Annotated in this window: 22 protein-coding genes; 3 read left to right on the forward strand and 19 right to left on the reverse strand. The window is 35.9% G+C overall.

Annotation, left to right across the window (positions count from 1 at the left end; all coding sequences use genetic code 11):
• Positions 1–8 precede the first annotated feature (8 nt).
• The 4 genes from A5880_RS01665 to yycF are packed head-to-tail and all read right to left on the reverse strand — an operon-like array spanning position 9 to position 4737.
• The gene (locus tag A5880_RS01665) at positions 9–890 is read right to left on the reverse strand and encodes a two-component system regulatory protein YycI (RefSeq protein WP_086331484.1); all 882 of its coding nucleotides are present in this window, start codon (positions 888–890) and stop codon (positions 9–11) included.
• Positions 890–2200, reverse strand: coding sequence for a YycH family regulatory protein (locus A5880_RS01670; protein WP_086331485.1), 1311 nt, complete (start codon positions 2198–2200; stop codon positions 890–892). Before A5880_RS01670 ends, A5880_RS01665 begins: the two co-directional genes overlap by 1 nt.
• Positions 2197–4026, reverse strand: a complete 1830-nt coding sequence (gene walK, locus A5880_RS01675; protein ID WP_086331486.1) for a cell wall metabolism sensor histidine kinase WalK — start codon at positions 4024–4026, stop codon at positions 2197–2199. Before walK ends, A5880_RS01670 begins: the two co-directional genes overlap by 4 nt.
• A 6-nt stretch (positions 4027–4032) precedes the next feature.
• On the reverse strand, positions 4033–4737 hold the full coding sequence (gene yycF / locus A5880_RS01680) for a response regulator YycF (protein WP_086331487.1): 705 nt from the start codon (positions 4735–4737) through the stop codon (positions 4033–4035).
• Positions 4738–4924: 187 nt separating this feature from the next.
• Between yycF and A5880_RS01685 the strand changes: the two genes are divergently transcribed.
• A complete protein-coding gene (locus tag A5880_RS01685; RefSeq protein ID WP_086331488.1) occupies positions 4925–5884 on the forward strand; it encodes a S66 family peptidase in 960 nt (319 codons plus the stop codon).
• Positions 5885–5923: 39 nt separating this feature from the next.
• On the opposite strand, the gene A5880_RS01690 is transcribed toward A5880_RS01685, so the two are convergent.
• Positions 5924–6307, reverse strand: coding sequence for a MerR family transcriptional regulator (locus A5880_RS01690; protein WP_086331489.1), 384 nt, complete (start codon positions 6305–6307; stop codon positions 5924–5926).
• Positions 6308–6411: 104 nt separating this feature from the next.
• Here A5880_RS01690 and A5880_RS01695 point away from each other — a divergent pair, with 104 nt between their 5' ends.
• The gene (locus A5880_RS01695; protein ID WP_086331490.1) at positions 6412–7179 is read left to right on the forward strand and encodes an SDR family NAD(P)-dependent oxidoreductase; all 768 of its coding nucleotides are present in this window, start codon (positions 6412–6414) and stop codon (positions 7177–7179) included.
• Positions 7180–7275: 96 nt separating this feature from the next.
• On the opposite strand, the gene A5880_RS01700 is transcribed toward A5880_RS01695, so the two are convergent.
• The 7 genes from A5880_RS01700 to A5880_RS01730 all read right to left on the reverse strand — a co-directional run bounded on the left by A5880_RS01700 (position 7276) and on the right by A5880_RS01730 (position 13228).
• A complete protein-coding gene (locus tag A5880_RS01700; protein WP_086331491.1) occupies positions 7276–7944 on the reverse strand; it encodes an MIP/aquaporin family protein in 669 nt (222 codons plus the stop codon).
• A 197-nt stretch (positions 7945–8141) separates the two neighbouring features.
• Complete coding sequence (locus tag A5880_RS01705) at positions 8142–8999, reverse strand: DegV family protein (RefSeq protein ID WP_086331492.1); 858 nt, start codon at positions 8997–8999, stop codon at positions 8142–8144.
• On the reverse strand, positions 8992–9561 hold the full coding sequence (locus A5880_RS01710) for a DUF1836 domain-containing protein (protein WP_086331493.1): 570 nt from the start codon (positions 9559–9561) through the stop codon (positions 8992–8994). Before A5880_RS01710 ends, A5880_RS01705 begins: the two co-directional genes overlap by 8 nt.
• A 164-nt stretch (positions 9562–9725) precedes the next feature.
• Positions 9726–10367, reverse strand: coding sequence for a TIGR01906 family membrane protein (locus tag A5880_RS01715; protein ID WP_306298356.1), 642 nt, complete (start codon positions 10365–10367; stop codon positions 9726–9728).
• Between the two features lies 1 nt (position 10368).
• Positions 10369–11139 (reverse strand): TIGR01457 family HAD-type hydrolase, encoded by a 771-nt coding sequence (locus tag A5880_RS01720; RefSeq protein WP_086331495.1) that lies wholly within the window; start codon positions 11137–11139, stop codon positions 10369–10371.
• A 6-nt stretch (positions 11140–11145) separates the two neighbouring features.
• A complete protein-coding gene (locus A5880_RS01725) occupies positions 11146–11814 on the reverse strand; it encodes a YutD family protein (RefSeq protein WP_086331496.1) in 669 nt (222 codons plus the stop codon).
• A 34-nt stretch (positions 11815–11848) separates the two neighbouring features.
• Entirely contained in the window at positions 11849–13228 is a 1380-nt protein-coding gene (locus A5880_RS01730; protein WP_086331497.1) for a bifunctional metallophosphatase/5'-nucleotidase, read from the reverse strand.
• A 199-nt stretch (positions 13229–13427) separates the two neighbouring features.
• Between A5880_RS01730 and A5880_RS01735 the strand changes: the two genes are divergently transcribed.
• A complete protein-coding gene (locus tag A5880_RS01735) occupies positions 13428–13901 on the forward strand; it encodes a methylated-DNA--[protein]-cysteine S-methyltransferase (RefSeq protein ID WP_086331498.1) in 474 nt (157 codons plus the stop codon).
• Positions 13902–14042: 141 nt separating this feature from the next.
• On the opposite strand, the gene A5880_RS01740 is transcribed toward A5880_RS01735, so the two are convergent.
• From A5880_RS01740 to A5880_RS01770, 7 genes are all read right to left on the reverse strand, one after another.
• A complete protein-coding gene (locus A5880_RS01740) occupies positions 14043–14465 on the reverse strand; it encodes an Asp23/Gls24 family envelope stress response protein (protein WP_086331499.1) in 423 nt (140 codons plus the stop codon).
• Positions 14466–14490: 25 nt separating this feature from the next.
• A complete protein-coding gene (locus A5880_RS01745) occupies positions 14491–14724 on the reverse strand; it encodes a DUF2273 domain-containing protein (protein ID WP_086331500.1) in 234 nt (77 codons plus the stop codon).
• A gap of 12 nt (positions 14725–14736) precedes the next feature.
• Positions 14737–15300 carry an alkaline shock response membrane anchor protein AmaP gene (gene amaP / locus A5880_RS01750; protein WP_086331501.1) on the reverse strand — a complete coding sequence of 188 codons (564 nt, stop codon included), beginning with the start codon at positions 15298–15300 and terminating at the stop codon, positions 14737–14739.
• 177 nt (positions 15301–15477) lie between these two features.
• Positions 15478–16659: an AI-2E family transporter gene (locus A5880_RS01755; protein WP_086331502.1), complete on the reverse strand. Its 1182-nt coding sequence runs from the start codon at positions 16657–16659 to the stop codon at positions 15478–15480.
• A gap of 157 nt (positions 16660–16816) precedes the next feature.
• On the reverse strand, positions 16817–18505 hold the full coding sequence (locus A5880_RS01760) for a ribonuclease J (RefSeq protein WP_086331972.1): 1689 nt from the start codon (positions 18503–18505) through the stop codon (positions 16817–16819).
• Between the two features lie 31 nt (positions 18506–18536).
• Entirely contained in the window at positions 18537–19409 is an 873-nt protein-coding gene (gene dapA / locus A5880_RS01765; RefSeq protein ID WP_086331503.1) for a 4-hydroxy-tetrahydrodipicolinate synthase, read from the reverse strand.
• A 436-nt stretch (positions 19410–19845) separates the two neighbouring features.
• Positions 19846–20895 (reverse strand): aspartate-semialdehyde dehydrogenase, encoded by a 1050-nt coding sequence (locus A5880_RS01770; protein WP_086331504.1) that lies wholly within the window; start codon positions 20893–20895, stop codon positions 19846–19848.
• Positions 20896–21080: the final 185 nt, after the last annotated feature.

Genomic DNA, 21080 nt, shown 5'->3' on the forward strand with positions numbered 1-21080 from the left:
AACCATACTTAATGATTTTCCACCTTTGGAACAGTATTATTCGTAATAATCGTATTACTCATGGCATTTACTTGTTCAATTTGCAAATTATTTTCTTTGGATTTTATGCCGACAAACCAAACAGGTACATATACATTTTTTTCACGAATTTTATATATTCTGGAGTACGCCAGTTTTCTAAATGTTATTCTTGAGTTACTTGGAATTTTATTATTAATATACAAGGTTTCTATCGCATCTTGTTCAGAATATAAATCCATTTTATCACGAAGTTCTTCTATACTTTGAATACGTGTTTGCGTGTATTTATTAATTTTATGGATACCTGTAGACTCATCCGAGCTTTCTAACTTTAAAGAAATTTGAGCTGTATCATCTTTGAAAGCAATGCCCTTATAATTTTGAGAAACCACCACTTCTGGAAATTCGCCATCCAATGTTGAAAAATCTGCCAAGTAACGGTATTCCTTACCAAAAAGAACACTATTTTTATCGCTCAAAAAAGCGTCTAAAGATTGCTCTACATTTTTTTCATCAATAAAGTAACTTGTTTGTGTATAATTCATCTGGGGATACATGGTCAATGAATTGTCTATTAACTCGACACCATTTCTAAAAAAGTTACGATCTCGATTTGCTCGTTCGCTTTGAATCGCATCATAAAAATTGGTTTGTTCTCCGCTTAAATAATAGCCTTCAGCTCTTTTTCCAGATAGAGAACCCTTATAGGTAATACCATCTTTTGCCAATCTCTTTTCAATACGATCTGTCTGATCAGAAAAAGAAACACTTCCTTCTTCTTTTAATCCCTCTTGATAAATACCAAAAAGAAACATGTTCAATCCTAAAAAAGCAATGAAAAATATCCATTCGATTCGTTTGAAGTCCATTATTCCACCTCCAAATTCGCCAATTTTTCCAGTAATTCTCTTTCTGGATACCATTGATTATCATAGCGAATATACCATTCTGGCGTGAGGTCAACAACTTGTTTCGTTTCTTCGATTGTCTGCCACGTATAGCCGATGACCATTGAATTGATCTTTGCATCTTCCGCACCGTTTGCTGTTAATCGCTCTAATAGTGTTTCTGTGCTTTCCAACACAACTTCTTCTTCTGAAGGAATCGGTACTTGAATCGTGTCCACACTAGTTTCAATTATCACACTAGAACTTTCCGCTTTATCATTGCCAATCGTTACACGTACTTGTCCTTTATCGTTTTCACTGAAGACAGGATAACCTTCTACAAAAGTACGATACATTACCTCTGACTTTGTGCGATCAAAATAACGGATATTTCCCATACTTGTTCCTAATTTTTTAACATAATCGAAACTATCAGAATAAATCGTGTCTTCTGCCTTTCTAGTGTTCAAGCTCCCATTAAAATGAATGGTTCCAAGTTTTTCATCCGCTATCAACCGTTCATTACCACTTGTGTAGGATAAATCCTGACTATCTTCATTTGTATGAATATCATCTGTATTGGCAAAAAATGCATTCCTAAATTTAGTCACAGGTTGAGAAGCCAAAATATAACTATATTTTTTCATTTTCAAGTCTTCAGCCAAATAATAGTGTTTCTCAGCTACTGCTTGCTTTTCAGAAATTTGGTTATATTGCACGCCAACTCTATTCATTAAATTCATGACTTTTTCACTATTAATCTTTATAGATGCTTCATAAACATTTTTTTGTGTAAAATCTAGAAAACGAACTTTGTTTTGAAGAAAATCAACTTGAATACATGTGAAAAATACTTGATTCTGTTTGCTTATATCGGTCAAGTCCAAGTCTAAATTATAAACAGAAACATATTCACTTAATAGAAAAGGCCCTTCATAAAGCATTTCAAATCCTTGTTCAATCGATACATATTTTTCAAACTGTTCGGCATCATTTTCAACAAGCTGGGTTAATTCACCGAATTTGCTATGTTTGACCTCGTTTTGAACGTTCGTAAGTAAATTTTCACTGTTGTTCATTTCAGATTTTCCATCTTGCATACGAACTAAACGTAAAGGTAAAAAAACATCCGTCGCCAAACGTTCGTTCACCACATTTGCCCCAACTGGGGAATCAGTTTTAATCGGTTGTTCTTTTTTAGAAGAACTGACCCAAATACTCATTGAAAAGTACAAACTAAGAATGATCAAGCAGACCAAGCTTACTCGTACAATTTTTTCAGTTAATTTCATTCCCACCAATCCTCCTCATAAGGTTCATAAGGTAAGGATATATAAAAGGTAGAACCCTGACCTTCTTGACTTTCAACCCAAATTGCACCATTATGAGCTTTTACAACTTCTTTAGAAATCGCAAGACCTAATCCTGTTCCTCCTTGTTCACGAGCGCGCGCTTTATCTACTCTATAAAAGCGTTCAAACACTTTACTAACATCTTTTTTAGGAATCCCCAACCCTTGATCGGATACGCTAAAAATAACATTATTATGTGTTTCTAGTAAGCGACACGTTATTTCACCACCATCAGGGGAATATTTTATCGCATTATTTAAAATATTATCCAACACTTGAATAATTTTATCAGTATCTAACTCCACCCATAAATCTCGTTTGGTAAATTCGCGATGAATCGTGTATTTTTTTTCATTCGCTTCTACCATCATATCAAAACGATCTAAAACAAAATTAATCAATTCATTGAAATTGACGTATTCTAATTGGAGTTCTCCATTTCCTGAATCCATTCTTGATAAATTTAACAAGTCATTGATCATACGAATCATACGATCTGTTTCCTCCAATGTTACTTTCAAGAAATTTGGCGCTATTTCTGGATTTTCCCATGCCCCTTCGCTTAATGCTTCAATATAACTTCTCATACTGGTCAAAGGTGTCCGTAATTCATGAGAAACATTAGAAACAAATTCTCTTCGTTCTCGTTCATTTTTCTCTTGCTCAGTGACATCATGCAGCACACAAACAAGACCAGTTATAAAACCTGATTCACGACGAATCATCGCAAAGTCTACACGAATAATCATTTGATCTTCTTCTGCTCCTGATAAAGATCGATCAATCAATATCTCCTCTGGCTCTTCTAATAATTTACGCAAGGTATAATCCGTTTCAATATCTAACAGTTCTAGTAAAGAAGAACCAATAACGGCTTCATCTTTGACGTTTAGTAAAGAAAGCGCCATTTCATTGATCGTAATCACTTTTCCCCGTCGATCCGTCGCAATGACTCCATCCGTCATATGAGCCAAAACGCTATCTAAACGATTTCTTTCAGCTTCCATGGTTTCTTGTGCTTCTTCAATTCTTTCAGATAACTGATTAAATGTTTCAGCTAATTGGCCTAATTCATCTTTTCCATAAACTTTTACTTTCCCTGTATAATCTCCTCTTGCTATACGCAGTGCTTGTTCTCTCATTTCACCAATCGGCTGGGTAATCGATCGAGCAATCAGCAATGTCACAATAATGGAAATGGCTCCAGCAATGAGCGAAGCAGTGAAGAAAATTCTGGCTGTGTCGGTGATTTCTTGATATTTGCCTTCAATGTCGCTTTTAACATAAAGAACCCCGATGACTGTTTCGCCAGTCGGGGATTGGATAGGCTGAACATTAATGTATACGCGTTTGTCTTTATCCATTGCAGGATATTTTTTCATAGTAAAATCATTTAGATCACGATAATCGTTCTTTTTTCCAATAATTCCTTGTTGATTCAAATCACTAGTTGCCCGAACGATTCCCTTATCATCAACCACACGTGCTTCAATTGTTTCAGAAGCAGAAAAATCACTTAACGTTTTCTTTAAATTAGCGTCAATCTCGGTTTTATCACGATCTTTTTCATTTAGCTTCGTACTAATCGTACTAGCTAATTGTGAAACTTGGAGATCGACGCTTTTTTTATAATCGTTAATCGTTGTAGATTCGAGTTCGCGAATAAAATATCCGCCAATGATCTCAATAGCGATCAACAATAGTAAGATAAAAGATAGGGCGATCTTAAAATTTACTGATTGAAAAAAGTGAACTTTTTTCTTCATAAATCACTACTCCTGTTCAGGATTTCGAAGATAATAACCAACACCACGACGTGTTACTAAATACGTAGGGTGACTCGGACTATCCTCAATTTTCTCACGTAATCGACGCACGGTAACGTCAACTGTACGAACATCACCAAAATAATCATAGCCCCAAACAGTTTGAAGTAAATGTTCCCGAGTCATCACCTGACCTATATGCTTAGCTAAATAATAAAGCAGTTCAAATTCACGATGCGTCAATTCAATTTTACTTCCTCGTTTTGAAACCATATAAGCATCAGGATGGATCGTCAAATCACCGATCGTTAATTCTGATTGCGTTGTTGTTTCAGCTTCTTTGGCATTCGTTGCTCCTCGACGTAAATTGGCTTTGACTCTGGCAACTAATTCTCTATTAGAGAATGGTTTGGTCACATAATCATCCGCACCTAACTCTAATCCTAAAACTTTGTCGATCTCAGAATCTTTGGCTGTAACCATAATAATAGGCATGTCATAAGTTTTCCTAACTTCTCTCGCAACTTCCAAGCCATCCATTTTAGGCAACATCAAATCTAAAATAATTAAATCTGGTTCAACTTCTTTAACCATCTCAATGGCTTCTTCACCATCGTAGGCTGTGAAAACTTCATAGCCTTCTTTAACTAGATTGTATTTCACAATTTCTGAAATCGGCTTTTCATCATCTACAACTAATATTTTTTTCATAATAAGAGGCACCTCTTTTTCATTTGTCTTTCATTGTTTACAGATATTCTCTCTTATTATACCTTATTTTGTCCACTGTTTCATCTTTGAGAAAAGAACCCTTACTCTTTCTTATCTATATCTTGCAAAAATATTCTCTTTCTGACTATAATAATAAGAATAAGTTATTTAGAAAGAAGCGATACCAATGAAAGCACCACGATTAAAAGTCGGAGATGAGATTCGAGTCATCGCGCCGTCTAGTAGTTTTTCACGTTTAACTGATTCTGGCATTCAGTCAGCGGAACAAAAATTGATCGACCTCGGATTTAAAGTAACATTTTCTGAACACTCTGATGAACAAGATATTTTAGGATCTTCTTCTATCATGAGTCGAATAAAAGATTTGCACGCTGCCTTTTCGGACGATAATGTTAAAGGCATTTTGACTGCAATCGGCGGATTCAATAGCAATGAATTACTTCCCTATTTAGATTTTGCTTTAATTAAGAGACATCCTAAAGTCCTTTGTGGTTACAGCGATATCACAGCACTGTGTAATGCGATTACGGCAAAAACGGGACTACTTACTTATGTCGGTCCTCATTTTTCTAGCTTTCAGATGGATGAGTTGCAAGATTATCAAACACAGGCCTTTTTAAAAGCAACTACTGAGAATCACGCCTTTACTATCAGTGCCTCTCTTTTTTGTAGTCAAGACGAATGGTATTTGCCCAATCCTACACGAACATTAATGCCTAATGAATGGAAAGTTTATAGTCACTCCACTCCTGTTACCGGAACTTGTTATGGCGGGAATTTAGGAACATTCCAACTCCTTTTTGGTACTCGTTTTTTACCTAAATTGGAGCGTTCCATTTTATTTGTAGAAAATGCAGAGGAAGATGATTACCGCGATTTCGCTCGTGGTTTAGCTTCATTGCTTCAAGTTGTTAAGCATCCACGCGCTTTATTAATTGGTCGTTTCCCTAAAGAAACTGGAATGACTGAGGAGCGATTATTGGCGATTTTGTCAAAATATCCTTTATTAAGAGAAATCCCTGTTATTTATGACATGGACTTCGGTCATACACAACCCATATTTACTATTCCAATCGGAGATAAAGCAACCGTTGATACAGCTAAAAAAAACATTACCTTTTTTTAAATCTCATCCTTCTAAATATTAAGTTCTCTAAAAATGAGCTTAGTTTTTAGAAGGATTATTTTTATACTCTTTTTCCATCTGATAATATAAGGCGATTTTATCATCTAATAGTTTAAGGTGCTCTTTTGCTTTTTCATACTCTTCCAAGATTTTCAAGCGATGAATTAATAAAAGTTCTTTTCGTTCCCTAATCGTGGAATCCCCAATTTTTCTTAATTGCGTGTATCGCTTTATGTCTTTCAATGGAATGCCAGTATTCTTTAATTTACCAACAAAAATGGCCCAATCAAAATCTTCCTCTTCAAAAACACGATAATTATATTGATCTCTTTTGGGTTCAATCAATCCTTCTTTTTCGTAATATCGCAAGGTATGCTGACTGATACCAGTCCTTTTGGAAAACTCACTGATTGAATAACTCATCTTTTCCCTCTTCCTTTCAATTTATGCTTGCTTTAGAGTCTGCTCTAATCCTTATACTTTGATTGTACCACCAACACAATCTTATTCTCTAGGAGGAATTCGTTATGAAGTATACTGTAATAACAGGCGCAAGCTCAGGTATCGGCTTAGAAACTGCAAAAGCGTTCGCAAAACTGGGAAAAAATCTTATTTTAATCGCTCGGAGAAAAGAGCGACTTATCCAACTAAGGAACAAGCTACTGGCTGATTATCCTACATTGGACATTGTTCTCAAGGTTGCTGATTTATCTATCAATGAAAGAATTTTCACGTTGTATAATTCCTTAAAAGTCTATGATATCGAAACTTGGATCAACAATGCTGGATTTGGGTACTATCATTCAGTCACTAATCAAGATTTAGAAAAGGTGCGCCAAATGATTGATGTAAATATAGAAGCACTTACCTTATTATCCACTCTTTATGTCACTGATTATGAAAATACCGAAAATGCCCAACTAATCAATATTTCATCTGCTGGTGGCTACAAAAACGTCCCTAATGCAGCGACTTATTGTGCAACCAAATTTTATGTAAGTGCTTTGACTGAAGGAATCGCCTTGGAATTATCAGCAAAAGGTGCACCACTTAAAGCAAAAGTTTTAGCTCCTGCTGCAACAGAAACAGAGTTTGCGCAAATAGCAAATGGGTCTAAAACTTATGATTATGCCAAAGGTTTTTCGATGTATCATACTGCTGCGGACATGGCTCAATTTCTGATTGATTTGCATCAGAGCCCCTCTGTTGTAGGGTTAGTCGATCGAAATACCTTTGAATTCACACTAAGTCAACCCATTTTTGATCATTATGAAACAAGGATTAAAAATATGTAAAGCCGTCATGTATTTATTTCAAATAACTTAAGCAACAATAAAAAAATACCCTTGTTCACTTCTAAGGAAAAGAGTGACAAGAGTATTTTTTTGTTATTATACTTCCTCAGTATCAAGTAAGTATTTAGAAACGATTGCGGCTAATGCACCACCAATTAATGGTGCAACGATAAATACCCAAACTTGAGATAATGCTTCACCACCAACAAAAATAGCTGGCGCTAAACTTCTAGCTGGATTGACAGATGTACCAGTTAGCGGAATGCCAACTAAATGAATCATCGTTAACGTCAAACCAATAACAAGTCCAGCAAGTTTGGCATTACCTTTTTTCGCACTTGTAACAGTCATGATCACCAAAACAAAAATAAAGGTTAAAATAATTTCTACGGTTAAGGCACCAACTGCGCTAAAATCACCAAAAGCATTTTGACCCAAGTTTGTTGTTTCTCTTGCAGATCCGTTCAAAATCGCCAACAAAGTAAACGAAGCAATCAAACCACCGATAACTTGTCCTACAATGTAATAGATTAAATCCATTGTTGAGATTCTTTTATTGATCCACATTCCTAAAGAAACAGCTGGATTCAAATGTGCTCCTGAGATCGTACCGATACTGTACGCCGCTGCAACGATAGATAAGCCAAAAGCCAAAGCAATACCTGTCGTACCAATTCCGTCCATACCATTTCCTAAAACAGCCGTTGCTGTTCCAAAGAAGACTAAAATGAATGTTCCTAAACATTCTGCAATTGCTTTTTTCATCTTTTTTCCTCCCTTCTCTTTAGTATCGAAAAGAATACCACACAATCATGAAAACTTTCTTGATAATTTCAACTAAAATTAGAAGAAAATTTAATGAGTATTATCTCAATCTGATTGATAGTTCTAATAATAAAAGCAACTATCAAAAAATACCAACAAAAGGCACTTTTTATGTGCACAATTGTTGGTAAATAGAATTAATCTAAAAGTTGGATACCTATCCCTAACAAACCAGGTCCTGTATGAACAACTAAAGCAGGACTGATCGTCCCAAAATAAATTTTTTCCGCTTGAGGAAATTGTTTTTTCAGTCTATCATAGAATGCTTCCGCTTCTTCTACTGCCTGCCCTTGAGCAACGGCTAGAACAAACTTTTTATGATCACCGACAAAACTTTTTACCAATTCAAACGTCTTATCTAAACTTTTCTTTCTGCCACGCGCTTTGGCCACGGTATGATAAACACCATCACCATTACAAGAAATAATTGGATTTAATTTCAAGGCATTGCCTAAAATGGAGGCAACCAATCCAATTCGTCCTCCCTTTTGTAAGTACTCTAAGGTTGCTACATTGAAAAATACTTTTGCTTTTCCAACATTATTGGTCAATGTCGTTTTAATATCTGACCATGAAGCGCCAGACGCTATCATTTTAGCTGCTTCAATTGCTTGAAGACCGCTACCAATCCCGATATTCTTAGTATCTAAAACAAACGTCTCCAACCCTTCAACCTCTTCAGCAATCAAACGAACAACATTATATGTACCACTTAATCCGCTAGAAATTGTCACCGCCAAAACCTTTTCATAACCATCAGCTTTGATTTTATCAAAAATTTTCGTAATCGTTTCTCCATCAGGCAAAGAGGTACTCGGAATTTCTTCAGAAAGACGCTCATAAACTTCTTCAGGAGTGATATCTACTTTATCAGTGTAAATGCGTTCTTTATAAATAATCTGTAAAGGAATCATATAGATACCATACTCTTCAACTAATTCTTGTGGAACGTCTGTCCCTGAATCTACTAATAACGCAATTTTTTCCTTATTCATTTTCATGTTCTCCATTTTCTTTTAAGTATTTTTCTTCAAGTTCAATTACTTTTTCCGTAAATAATTTAGTAGCAAAAGATAGGGTTGCGCCTTTGACTACTAGATATTCTACTGAGATCGGTTGACTAAACGCTGGCAATGGGTCTTGTCCTAATGCTTGAGCAACCACGACTGCTAGCGATGCTTCTTGTTCTTCACAAAATAGATTATAGGCTTCACGAATACCAACTGCAGCACCTTGAAATAAAATACCTTGTTTGATTTCAGGTATCGTCAGAACTTGTTTCAATAATGTAATCGCAATTAGGAAAGCCAAATGCTTTTGATTATATCTTTTTTTCTTCGGCGCTGGAATCAGCCCTAATTTTACGTAATTATTCACCATCGATGAGGTCAATAATGTATGTTTTTCTTTTGAGATGATCGGAGATAGATAGCGCTCAACTAATGTAATGACTTGATCCATATATAATTCTAACTCAGGGAGTTCATGCCATCTTGGCAAATGGACATCCACTAGCTCTTCTCCCCATTTATGTAAAGAGGATTTGATTTCTTCCATAAGAGCCCTCCTTCTGTTTACAAAAACAGTTTAACATTTTTTCGATAATCATTCAACCTAGTTTTAACAACTAGATGTCTTTTTATAAAAAAAGAACCCCTGACAAAACTAAAAGATCGTTTTGTTTTGAGCTCTAGTTAAAACCAGACAACGAATGCGTTCATTTACAGTCTTTTTAATTCTCTTTTTCCAGCAATTATTCCTAGTAAAAAGAAAAGCTCTAGTAAAATGAAAAATACAATAAAACTGTGCATAAAAAATGCTTCTGGCAAGACATTAATAATCGGATCAGTCACAGGATCAAATAACCAATCATCATTGTTAAAAAACACTTCATGAAAAGCAACAAAAAACTGATCAAAGCCTATGATCATCAATAGACCTAAACATACTGGAATAATCATCCCCCACTGAAATGGACGAATCAGACGCCACGCTCTTTTGGCTTTAAGCAAACGCCTGACGAAGATAACACTAGGAATGAATGTAACAAGTAATACACCATAACAAAGTAAAAACAAACGCTTCACTTCATAAAAATGAAACGCCCCACTTTTAGATACAGGAAAATCGGATAAATGGAGCGTAGTTTTAAAAGGATTATTCAAATAAGCCATCAGTTGATCAAAATTCTTGATTAATGTAGGCTTATCCATTGATACATTATCTAAGATTTTTAACGTCTCAATATCCCATAAGTACAATAAACGAAAGTTAATAGTTAGAGTAATGCTTAATGCTACAATAGTCAAAATTAAGCAAGCAATCCCCCCACGTTCACGCCAAATCCAATTTTTCTCTTTCATTTCAAAACATCCATTCATCTAGAGAATCAACAATATATGTTGGCTTTTCTGGCAAAGTCGGTACATCTTCTTTTGCTGTAAATCCAGAAAGTACCAGTAAACTATCGATAGCATTTTGAATGCCTGATTGAATATCTGTCTCATAATTATCGCCAACCATCAAAACAGATTTCTTATCTAGATTCAACACCTTAAGTGCTTCATTCATGATGATTGCATTTGGTTTCCCAATCATAATTGGTTTTGTTTGGGTTGCTGTTTCGATCAATGAAATAAATGAACCAGCCCCTGGCAACAGTCCTCGCTCTGTCGGAATACTCTTATCTGGATTCGTTCCAATAAACGTCGCTCCATTTCTGATAGCAAGAGACGCAAGGGCAAATTTTTCATAGGTGACATGGGTATCAAGTCCAACGACCACATAATCTGGTTGCTCTTCATCCCACTCAAAGCCAGCCGATAAAATCAAATCCACTAGACCAGATTCACCAATGACATACACACGGTTCCCTTTTCCAATCTCTTTCATATAGTCAATCGTTGCTAAACTTGCAGTATAGACTGTTTCATCAGATACATGGATATCAAATTCCGTAGCCAAGCGACTAGCAACGTCTTCAGGTGTTTTTGTTGTATTATTTGTAACAAAGAGAAAGGGGAGCTGTTGTTCTTGTAGACGCTCTATAAAACGTTTCCCCGCTGGAATTACTTCTTTGCCTAAATAAATCGTGCCATCTAAATCAATTAAGTACCCTTGATAGTTTGTTTTCACAGATCTTTACTCCTCACGTTGACGAATAGTAAATGAACGAGCTTGATTAGTAGGTTGAGATTGTTTACCAACCACTTGTTTGGGTTGCTCCGTTTCTTTACGATTTTTAATCACTGGTTTGGGCTTATTATTTACTGGTACACGCTTTTCATCCGTATGCGCTTGTGTTTTTGTATTATTGTTGGTAGGCTTTTTGTTTGGTTTCTTGCGGCGTGTTTGTTGCTTTTCACGCTTTCCGCCAACTCTTTCGATCACAAAATAAGCACAGCCAAAATTACAATATTCATACAAATAATCTTCTAATGTATCAATTCTTTGCTCTGGTGAAGCTTTGCGATTTGACTCATTAAAAAAGCCTTTTAAACGGAGTTGATCGTATCCCCAATCACCAACAATATAGTCGTATTTTGAAAGAACATCACTAAAACGTTCCCCTAATCGTTCTGCATCAAAAGCTTCTCGATGATTTTTAACTAAGAGATATTGACGCTCACCAATCGTTACGTGCACGTCGTCAATGACTGAAACAACTTCGCCTTTTTTCTTTTCTTTGACAGGTTCTTCTTTTATCTCTTCAAGGACAGCCGTGATCTCTTCTGTTAAGGTAGCGCCTTGTTCTTCTTTATCTTTTGTTGCTTTAGTTGATTTGAATGGTTTTTTTACTTTTTCTGTCATTTTTTCACCGCCTAAGTCTTATTATACCTTGTTTTTAATGGATTGGGTAGTGCTCGCTCAAATAGCTGCCTAAAACATTTCGGATAAATTCTGGAAAAATAAACTCAACTTCGCCTGCCAATTCTATCGTTGGGAAAAATGGAATAAATAAAAAATGGTCCACCGTTGTAAAGGTATAGTTGTTCTCTAAAACAACTGGTTGTTTTTTCCATAATACTTGCTGATTTTGTTTATCATAGGATAGACCATCATAGTATAGTTCACCAAACACTTTCCCACGAAACCCCATTCCCATAATAGAAAACTTTCTCAGATAATGGCGATTTTTTTCCATCTCTCTAACCATCCGAGTCAAATCCGCTCCTGACATTGTCACACGGATCAAATGCATTGGATGAGGCAACGCTTTATGCAACTGATCTTCATCAACAATACCGTTAGGGATATCTGCTAAAAATAAACCATTGTTTAATATAGCTGCTTCTGTCTTTCCTTTTTCTTTTAACGCATTCAGTGTGGTCAAAATCAGAGGCTGCTTTGCATTCAGCTCCACAAGCAGCGGTTCTGGAATATAAGCAAGTTTTTTATTTTTTAGTAATTGGTGTCCTAATGTTAGGTAACCATCTATTTCTGCTTGATCTTCTGGCATAGTCAATAAATCCGCTGTTGGAACTGCTTTGGCTGTACTAGAAATAATTTGACCATTCTCAACAGTTAAATGAACTTCACCAACATAATAACCAAATTTACCTGCTGCTGAAAGTTGCGTCCCATTGATTTTTTCGCCATTCTCAAATAAGTGATGGGTATGCGAACCCAATAATACATCGATTTCAGGAAACTCATTAGCAATTTTAATATCTTCGTCGATGCCTAAATGACTCATCAAAACTAAGATATCACACTTAGGTTTCGTTTCTTTGATGAGTCTTGGCATTATTTCCTCAGTAGAACGAATAGCCCACCCATTCGGCTCATAGGTCAGTGGAAACGGGGCTGTCAAAGCGATCAAACCAATTCTTGTTTGATTCTTCGTTTCTATGATTTTATACGCTTGTGCCCAATCTGGCGATTTTCCTGTTTTTAAATCGAATAAATTTCCAAGCAACACATCAAAATTTGCGTGATCATATAAATGATTCAATTGTTCTTTGGAATTTCCGATCCCTTCATTATTTCCAATTGTAGCAGCATCATAGTGTATCTCATTCATCAACTCAACATTTGCTTGCCCATCGGTTGCTTCTGTCAAAGGATGCCACCGATCAATAAAATCACCCAAATCAATGGTGTAAACTGTTTTTCCCATGTTACAATACTTTTCTTTTTGACTAGTCAGATAACGTCTGATTTTAGGCCAATTTTCAAAATGCGAATGTAGATCATTGGTATGAAAGATGACAATTTCTTCCACCTTCTCGCCCCCTAGTTATTCAACGTGCTTTCACACTTACTGACTGTTTGTTCCGTTTTCCGCTAAATGTATAGTACCATATTTTTTAGGAGAGGCACCACTTCTATTGTTGATAAATTCTTGTAATTTTGCTATTGATCCAAGCAGATATGTCGTATAATAGAATAAATTGGATATTCATCGACTAAAGGAGACAACTATGAAAATACATGCACCATTTGGCCCAATGTGGTTAGATGCTAATAATAGTGGACTAACGACCATTTCATTTACTACGATTGAAAACCATCAAACCAATTGTTTTACTGAACAGGCAGCAGCAGAATTAGAAGACTATTTTTTAGGAAAACGAACTATTTTTACCGTTCCTTTATCCATCCAGATTGGTACTGTTTTTCAACAAAGGGTTTGGCAAGCACTTTATCAAATTCCCTATGGTCAAACCCGTAGTTATTTAGATATTGCTCATGCCGTCAACTCTCCTAAAGCTGTCCGAGCCATCGGACAAGCTAATAGTAAAAACCCACTTCCAATCATCATTCCTTGTCATCGAGTAATTGGGAAAAGTGGAAAATTAGTTGGTTACCTCGGCAGCTCTGAACAAGAAGGTCTTCGTATCAAAAAGTTTCTTCTTCAAAGAGAACAGCTCACTTTAAAAGAAATAGAAAAATAACGAGTCTGGGACATAACTCTACGAGTCACATCCCAGACTTAAGGAATCCAAATATACGGTGGGCGCAGAAGCAACTCCTTTTGTCCCAACTTCATTATTCATTGTTGTTAGTTCATTAGAATGAATATTACTTAAAAATGATTAATTATTGTTTTTTCCGCTTTCGTTTTCTTTCCCGCGGTATTTTTCTAAATATTGCTCTTTTGTCATCACATCATCCACATTCATATTAAATTCTATCAAGTCTAATCCTGTCATATGGTGGATTTCTTGTGTTACTCTTTGAACAGCCTGATCAAAAACACCTGAAATATCAACGTCATACTTGCAAATCACTGAAGCATCCACAGCCACTTGCTTTGTTCCAACTTCAACATCAATCCCCTTAGTGATATCTTCATTATCTCTAAAACGATCAGCAAGCTCACTGAAAAGGTTTCCACTTAAGCCTAAAATACCATCAATTTCTGACAGAACAACGCCAACAATTTTTTTGATCACCACATCATCAAATGTCAATTTTGCTTTTAGCTCTGAGGGGCTATTTTTTACTTCTTCTACCATTTGCCTTCACTCCTTCTAACTATTTTTAGATTCCTATCATAGATCGCACCGTATCTATCAAGGAATAAATATCCAAATCTTCATCACGCATTTTGCCAATGATGTAACCGATTGATGTAAACAATAACAATAATAGTGTTTTTCCAAACCCAATCATTAATAATAGTACAGCTAATAAAAAGAACAGAGCAGTCCAAATGATTCGATAGCGGTAAGGTTTAAATACGATCAACCATTTCTCTTTTTTCTCTTGTTCCATTCCCTTCACCTCCTAAACCACTCGTGATTGTTTTTTACTAAACGTTGAAGATTCTGTCGGCTGCTTTTCTCTTAAGTGTACTATGACTTGGCTATCGATTGTTTCTAAAGACCTCAAAAGTGCTTTTTGGATCTCTTGTTTGATTTCCTCTGCAAGCAGTTGATATCGCTCTTGGCTTCGGACATCGATTTGCAAACGAACAATAACTTTTTGTTTGCCTTTGATTTTGACTGTCATTTTGGTTTTATCAGGGTGAATCATCGTAGTATATGCTTCTTTTACAACTGCTTCTACTGTGCTTTTGGGAATCTCAATACGATTTCCTTCTTCTTTTATGACCAAACGTTTTCTTTTTCCTGATACAGAAAGAACGATGACTAGTCCCATCACCAAACATCCACCTAAGACCAGTAAGATTCCTTTGAAGAAAAGAAACATCCAAGAGTAATGATAAAGAAGCCACTGCACTTCTTGCGATAACCAAGGAATTTCTATAAGCTCACTAAGTAATCCTAAAGTTCCAATAAATAATAGGAGCAAGATCAGGATAAAAATTACTTTTAAAAACCGTTTCATCTACTTCCCTCCTCCTTGGACAAAGTTGTTTTGCTACTCCTTAAATTGTACCCCCTTAAAAAAAGGATTACAAAAGATATGAATCTTGTTTTACAAATCATTCTAAAAAAGATCAATCACTTATTTGCCAGAAAAAACATCTACTAGCAAATTAAATGATTGATCATTTTATCTTTGTTATTCTTCTAAATATTCTTCTTTTGAAAATTCCGTGTCCTCATATTCTCCACTATCACCATAAAATTGATTATATCGTTGCTTAAATTTACGGAAAATATACGTTACCAGTACTTTGGTGATCGCATAAATTGGAATACCGAAAATCAATCCAAACATCCCCAATAAATCTCCCATTACAAGTAATACGATAATAATCGTTAATGGATGAACCACCAATCGTTTCCCCATTACTTGGGGTGCAATCAAATGCCCGTTCAACATTTGAACAATCATCCAAACAATCGACATTTTAATAAACATGCCAAAAGACAGCATCAATGCTACAATGGCTGCAGGTATAAAAGCAATAACTGGACCAATATAAGGGATAACTGCTGTTACACCAACAATAATTGATAGTGTTCCTGAATAAGGCATTTTAACCAGCCAAAATCCGATAAACGTCAAAATACCAATGGCAATTGATACTAAAATTTGCCCTTTTAAGTATGCACCTACTTGACTACTCATAGTCGCCCCAATTTCTTTGGCATCATCTCTAAAACGAGGTGGTACAATACGTAAAATAAAAGAGAAAAATTTCTTATCATCTTTCAGTAAGAAAAAGGTAATAATCGGAGCTGTTACCATGACCAATGCAAATCCAGTCAGCGTTGAAAATACTGTTGTTGCACCCTCAACTGCTTTACTAAAGTAACTACCTATCCCATCGGAAATATTATCAAACCATTTTTGAATACTAGCTAAAGCATTTGCCAATGGCTTTTCTAGTGCAGAGTTATGGAAAAATTCTGTCACCATTTTATTTATATCAATCATATATTGAGGAAAGCTTCGAATAAGTCCATCTACTTGTTTTTGCAAAATCGGAACAACCAAGATAATCCCTGCAACAATTAACGCAACTAAAATAATAAAAATAGCAGAAACGCCATATACCCGTTTGATTTTGTGTTTTTCCAACCAATTAACAAGTGGATTGAATAAATAATATAAAATCAACGCTAAAATTGTTGGACCAATCATCGTTTTAAAAACAACACCAATCGGACCAAAAATAAAGCCTACTTGGTGAAAAATAAAAATCACTAGCCCTAGTAATAACAATGCAACAAGTGTAAATAATAAATTTCTCCCTCCAAGAAATTTAATCCATCGTGTTTCTTGTTTTTTTTCCATTTTTATCCCCCTTACTTCACATCTTTCATTGTAACGAAAAAAATGGCTGCTGTAAAAAAAAGAGTACAGCACCAAACGAAAAAATCCGTTTTGCACTATACTCTAGATTACAAGTAATTACTGAGAAAAAAGGATTTCTCAAGCTTAATTATCATTCTTAATTTGGTGTTTTTCGACCTTTTCGCTGTGTTGCTTCCATAATTACAGGAAGAATGACTGGACGACGTTTGGTTTGTTCAAACAAGTATCGACTTAATTGTTCACGAATATCTTGTTTTAACTTACTCCACTCAAAATCGCTGCTTTCAAGATGTTTTTCAACGATCTCTGTCACAATATTACTGCTTTCTTTCATCAAGTCTTTGCTTGTTTTCACATAAACAAACCCTCTTGATGTGATTTTAGCTGGTGACACAATTCGTTTTTCACGACGATTAATTGTCACGACAGCCACAAAAATACCATCTTCAGACAAAATCCGACGATCACGAAGGACGATATTTCCAATATCGCCAACCCCAATTCCATCAATCATAATGTTATCAGCAGTTGTACTTCCAGCAACCGTCATTTTCTTTTTACTGTATTCAAGGATATCCCCACGACCAGTAATAAAAATATTTTTATACGGTATGCCTAACTCATGTGCAAGGTCAGCATGTGCTGCTAGCTGGCGATATTCACCTTGAACAGGAATAAAATATTTTGGTTTGATTAAATTCAACATTAACTGTAAGTCAGTCTGATTGGCATGACCTGAAACTCGCATGTTATCCGAGATTTGTTTTACAACCCCGCCAGAACGATAAATAATATCTTCTGTTTTGGCTACAGCCGTTTCCATCGCTGTTGTTGGAGTTGTTGTGATATAAACTAAATCACCTTCTTGAATTTTAACAACACGGTGAACCCCATTAGCCATTTTTTGTAATGACTTGATAGGCTCTCCCATTGTACCGGTTTCCAAAATCACCAATTGATCTGGCTGATATTTTTTCATTTCTTTCGCTGGAATAATCAAGTCTTCACTTGGTAATTGTAATTTATCCAATTTGATTGCTGTATTGATGATTCGTTGGAAATCTTGTCCTGTCAAAACAACTTTTCGATTCGATTTAAACGCTGCATCTAATACTTGTTGGACACGTTGCAGATTGCTTGCTACACAAGCAACAATGATTCGACCTTCCCAATAGCGGATCGTATCAAAAACCTCATCAGCAATTTGAAGCTCTGAAACAATTTGTGTAGGATTTTCAGCGTTTGAAGAATCACTTAATAGTGCTAAAACGCCTTCTTTACCGATCTCAGCTAAACGACTAAAATCTGTTTGATACATTGGGATTGCGCTTTGATCAAATTTGAAATCTCCAGTATAAACAATATTGCCTTCTTTAGTTTTTAGATTGATTCCAATTGAATCTGGAATCGTGTGTGTTGTTCGGAAAAAACTGATTGTTGCATGAGCAAAATCGATTTCAGTATGAGCATCTACCACATGAAAATCATTAAAATCTTTGGATGCAGCTTGATCTCCCACGTTTAATTTTGCTAACTCAATTGTTAATTCCGTACCGAATACTGGTACATGAACTTTAGATAATAGATACGGTAATGCTCCGATTGCATCGGCATGACCATGTGTTAAGAAAATTCCTGCAACACGGTCAATATTTTCCTCCAAATACGTAAAATCGGGAATCACCACATCAATTCCTAGTAGTTCATTTTCTGGATATTTTAATCCACAATCCAGTACAAAAATTTCATCTTCCACTTCTGCGATGTACATATTTTTTCCATTTTCACGAACGCCGCCTAAGGGAACGATTTTAATTGTACTCACTTCTTTCACCTCTCTATATTCTCATACCAGATCAAAGATCTAATATGCTTAAAATTTTCGCCTTTTCTTCAGAAGTACATGATACAAGAGGTAAGCGTAACTCCCCAACAGATATGCCTAAATGGTTTAAGACAGCTTTTACTGGCGCAGGAGATGGGACTGAAAACAGAGCATTCATTTTAGGTAATAATTGGCGCTGAATGCTAGCTGCTTTTTTGATTTCACCATTTTCCAACGCTTGAAACATAGTGTACATCTCCGTGCCAAAAACATGACTGGCAACTGACATGACCCCTTGTCCTCCTATTGCTTTATTTGAAAAAGCTAAGGAATCTTCTCCAGTATACACTAAAAAGTCTTTTGGCGCCTTTTCAACCAACTCTGTCAGTGCATCTAATCCAAAACATTCTTTAATTGCAACAATATTTTCAAGTTCTGCCAATCTTAAAGTCGTTGCTATATCAAGGCTTGTAACCGTTCTTCCTGGTACATTATATAAAATAATCGGCAAATCACTTGCTTCAGCGATTGCTTTGAAATGTTGATATAATCCTTCTTGATTTGGTTTATTGTAATAAGGAACAACCGCCAGACCGGCATCAATACCTCTGATTGCAGAAAGTTCTTTTACAAATTCAACTGAATCGCGTGTATCGTTGGTTCCCACACCACAAATAATCGGCACACGTCCATCGACTAAGCGGATCACTTCATTAAACAACTCAATTTCTTCATCATGAGTTAGCGTTGGTGACTCACCAGTTGTCCCAGCCAAAATAATTCCTTCTGTGTGAGTATCAAGCAAATGCTTCACCAATTGGGGCAGCTTAGCAAAATCGATTGCTCCGCTTTCATCAAAAGGTGTGACCATTGCTGTAATTATCGTTGCATTTTTCAAATTCATACTTACTACCTCCTAATTTAAAAGCGCAGTAGGCTCGTCAAATCTCGTAGAAAAATAGGAAAATACGTTTGTGACGCTTTCTGTCACAAGCTTATTTTATCTTTTTTCCTAGAGATTAGCCTACGTAGCTAGATAACAGTTAAAAGCGCAGCGAGCTCGTTCAGCTCTGACTGAAAAATAGGAAAAAATAACTGAGGTGCTTTTTCCTCATTTAGTTTTTATCTTTTTTCCGAAGAGCTAGCTCGCGTAGCTAGATAACCGTTCAAAGCGCAGTAGGCTCGTCAAATCTCGTAGAAAAATAGGAAAATACGTTTGTGATGCTTTCTGTCACAAGCTTATTTTATCTTTTTTCCTAGAGATTAGCCTACGTAGCTAGATAACGCATGGTAACAATATTCCACTTTGTCCTTTTCAACATCCATTCATTTACTGTATTTCAAAGTAAATCCATTTCATGTAATGTTTCAGCAATTTGAACAGAATTCCAAGCGGCTCCTTTTAACAAGTTATCTGAAACAACCCACATATGATAGCCTTTATCAATGTCAATATCTTGACGAATTCTTCCTACAAAGGTTTCTTTGCGGTCAATACTTGTCAATGCTTGAGGATAAAGTTGTTGACTTGGATCATCTTGTAAAACTACCCCTGGTGCATCTGACATCAATTGCTTGATTTTGTTGACGTCAGAGCCGTCTTTTTTCACTTCAATATAAATTGATTCAGAGTGACCAGATAACACAGGAATCCGAACACATGTCGCCACAACTTTGATACTATCGTCTTCCATGATTTTTTTGGTTTCGTTAATCATTTTCCATTCTTCATAAGTATAGTCAGCATCTGAAAATACATCAATTTGCGGCAATGCATTAAATGCAATTGGATAATGTTTTTTATCTCCGCCACAAGGCAATATATCTGCCTCTAATTTTTCTGCCGGCGTGCCATTGATATAAGCCAGTGATTGTGATTTTAGCTCATTCATTGCATTAATCCCTGCTCCACTAACTGCTTGATAGGTTGAAACAATCAAACGATCTAATCCATAAGTCTGACGGATTGGTTCAAGCGCCACCATCATTTGAATCGTTGAGCAATTCGGATTAGCGATAATTCCTTTATGCCTTTTTAATGCTTGTGGATTGACTTCTGGCACGACTAGAGGCACTTCTGGGTCCATTCTGAAATGACTCGTATTATCTACCACGACTGCACCACGTTTGACGGCCTCTGGTGCAAATTGTTTTGAAATACTACCTCCAGCACTGAACAATGCAATATCTACATCCTTAAATGATTCAGATACTAATTCTTCGATTACAAGTGTTTTCCCCTTAAACATTACTTCTTTTCCCGCAGAGCGTTTTGAAGCTAATAGTTTCACTTGATTGATCGGTAATGACGTTTCTGCCAACATTTCGATCATTTTTGTGCCAACAGCACCCGTTGCGCCTACCACGGCAACATTATACATTTTTTTCATACTTATTGATCTCCTCTCAAATTCCTGAAGAAAGTTGCTTTTTCTATTTTACCATAATATTGGCTTTTACTACATAGGAAGTAAAATGATTTTATGTTATTTTCAGAAAAAGCTAGATAATATATTTCAAATTGTTCTTTAATGGCTTTCTTATGTTCCAAGCAACATAGTCGACTAAATTTTTT

The organism is Enterococcus sp. 4G2_DIV0659 (genome assembly GCF_002140715.2).
GTDB lineage: Bacteria > Bacillota > Bacilli > Lactobacillales > Enterococcaceae > Enterococcus_L > Enterococcus_L mansonii.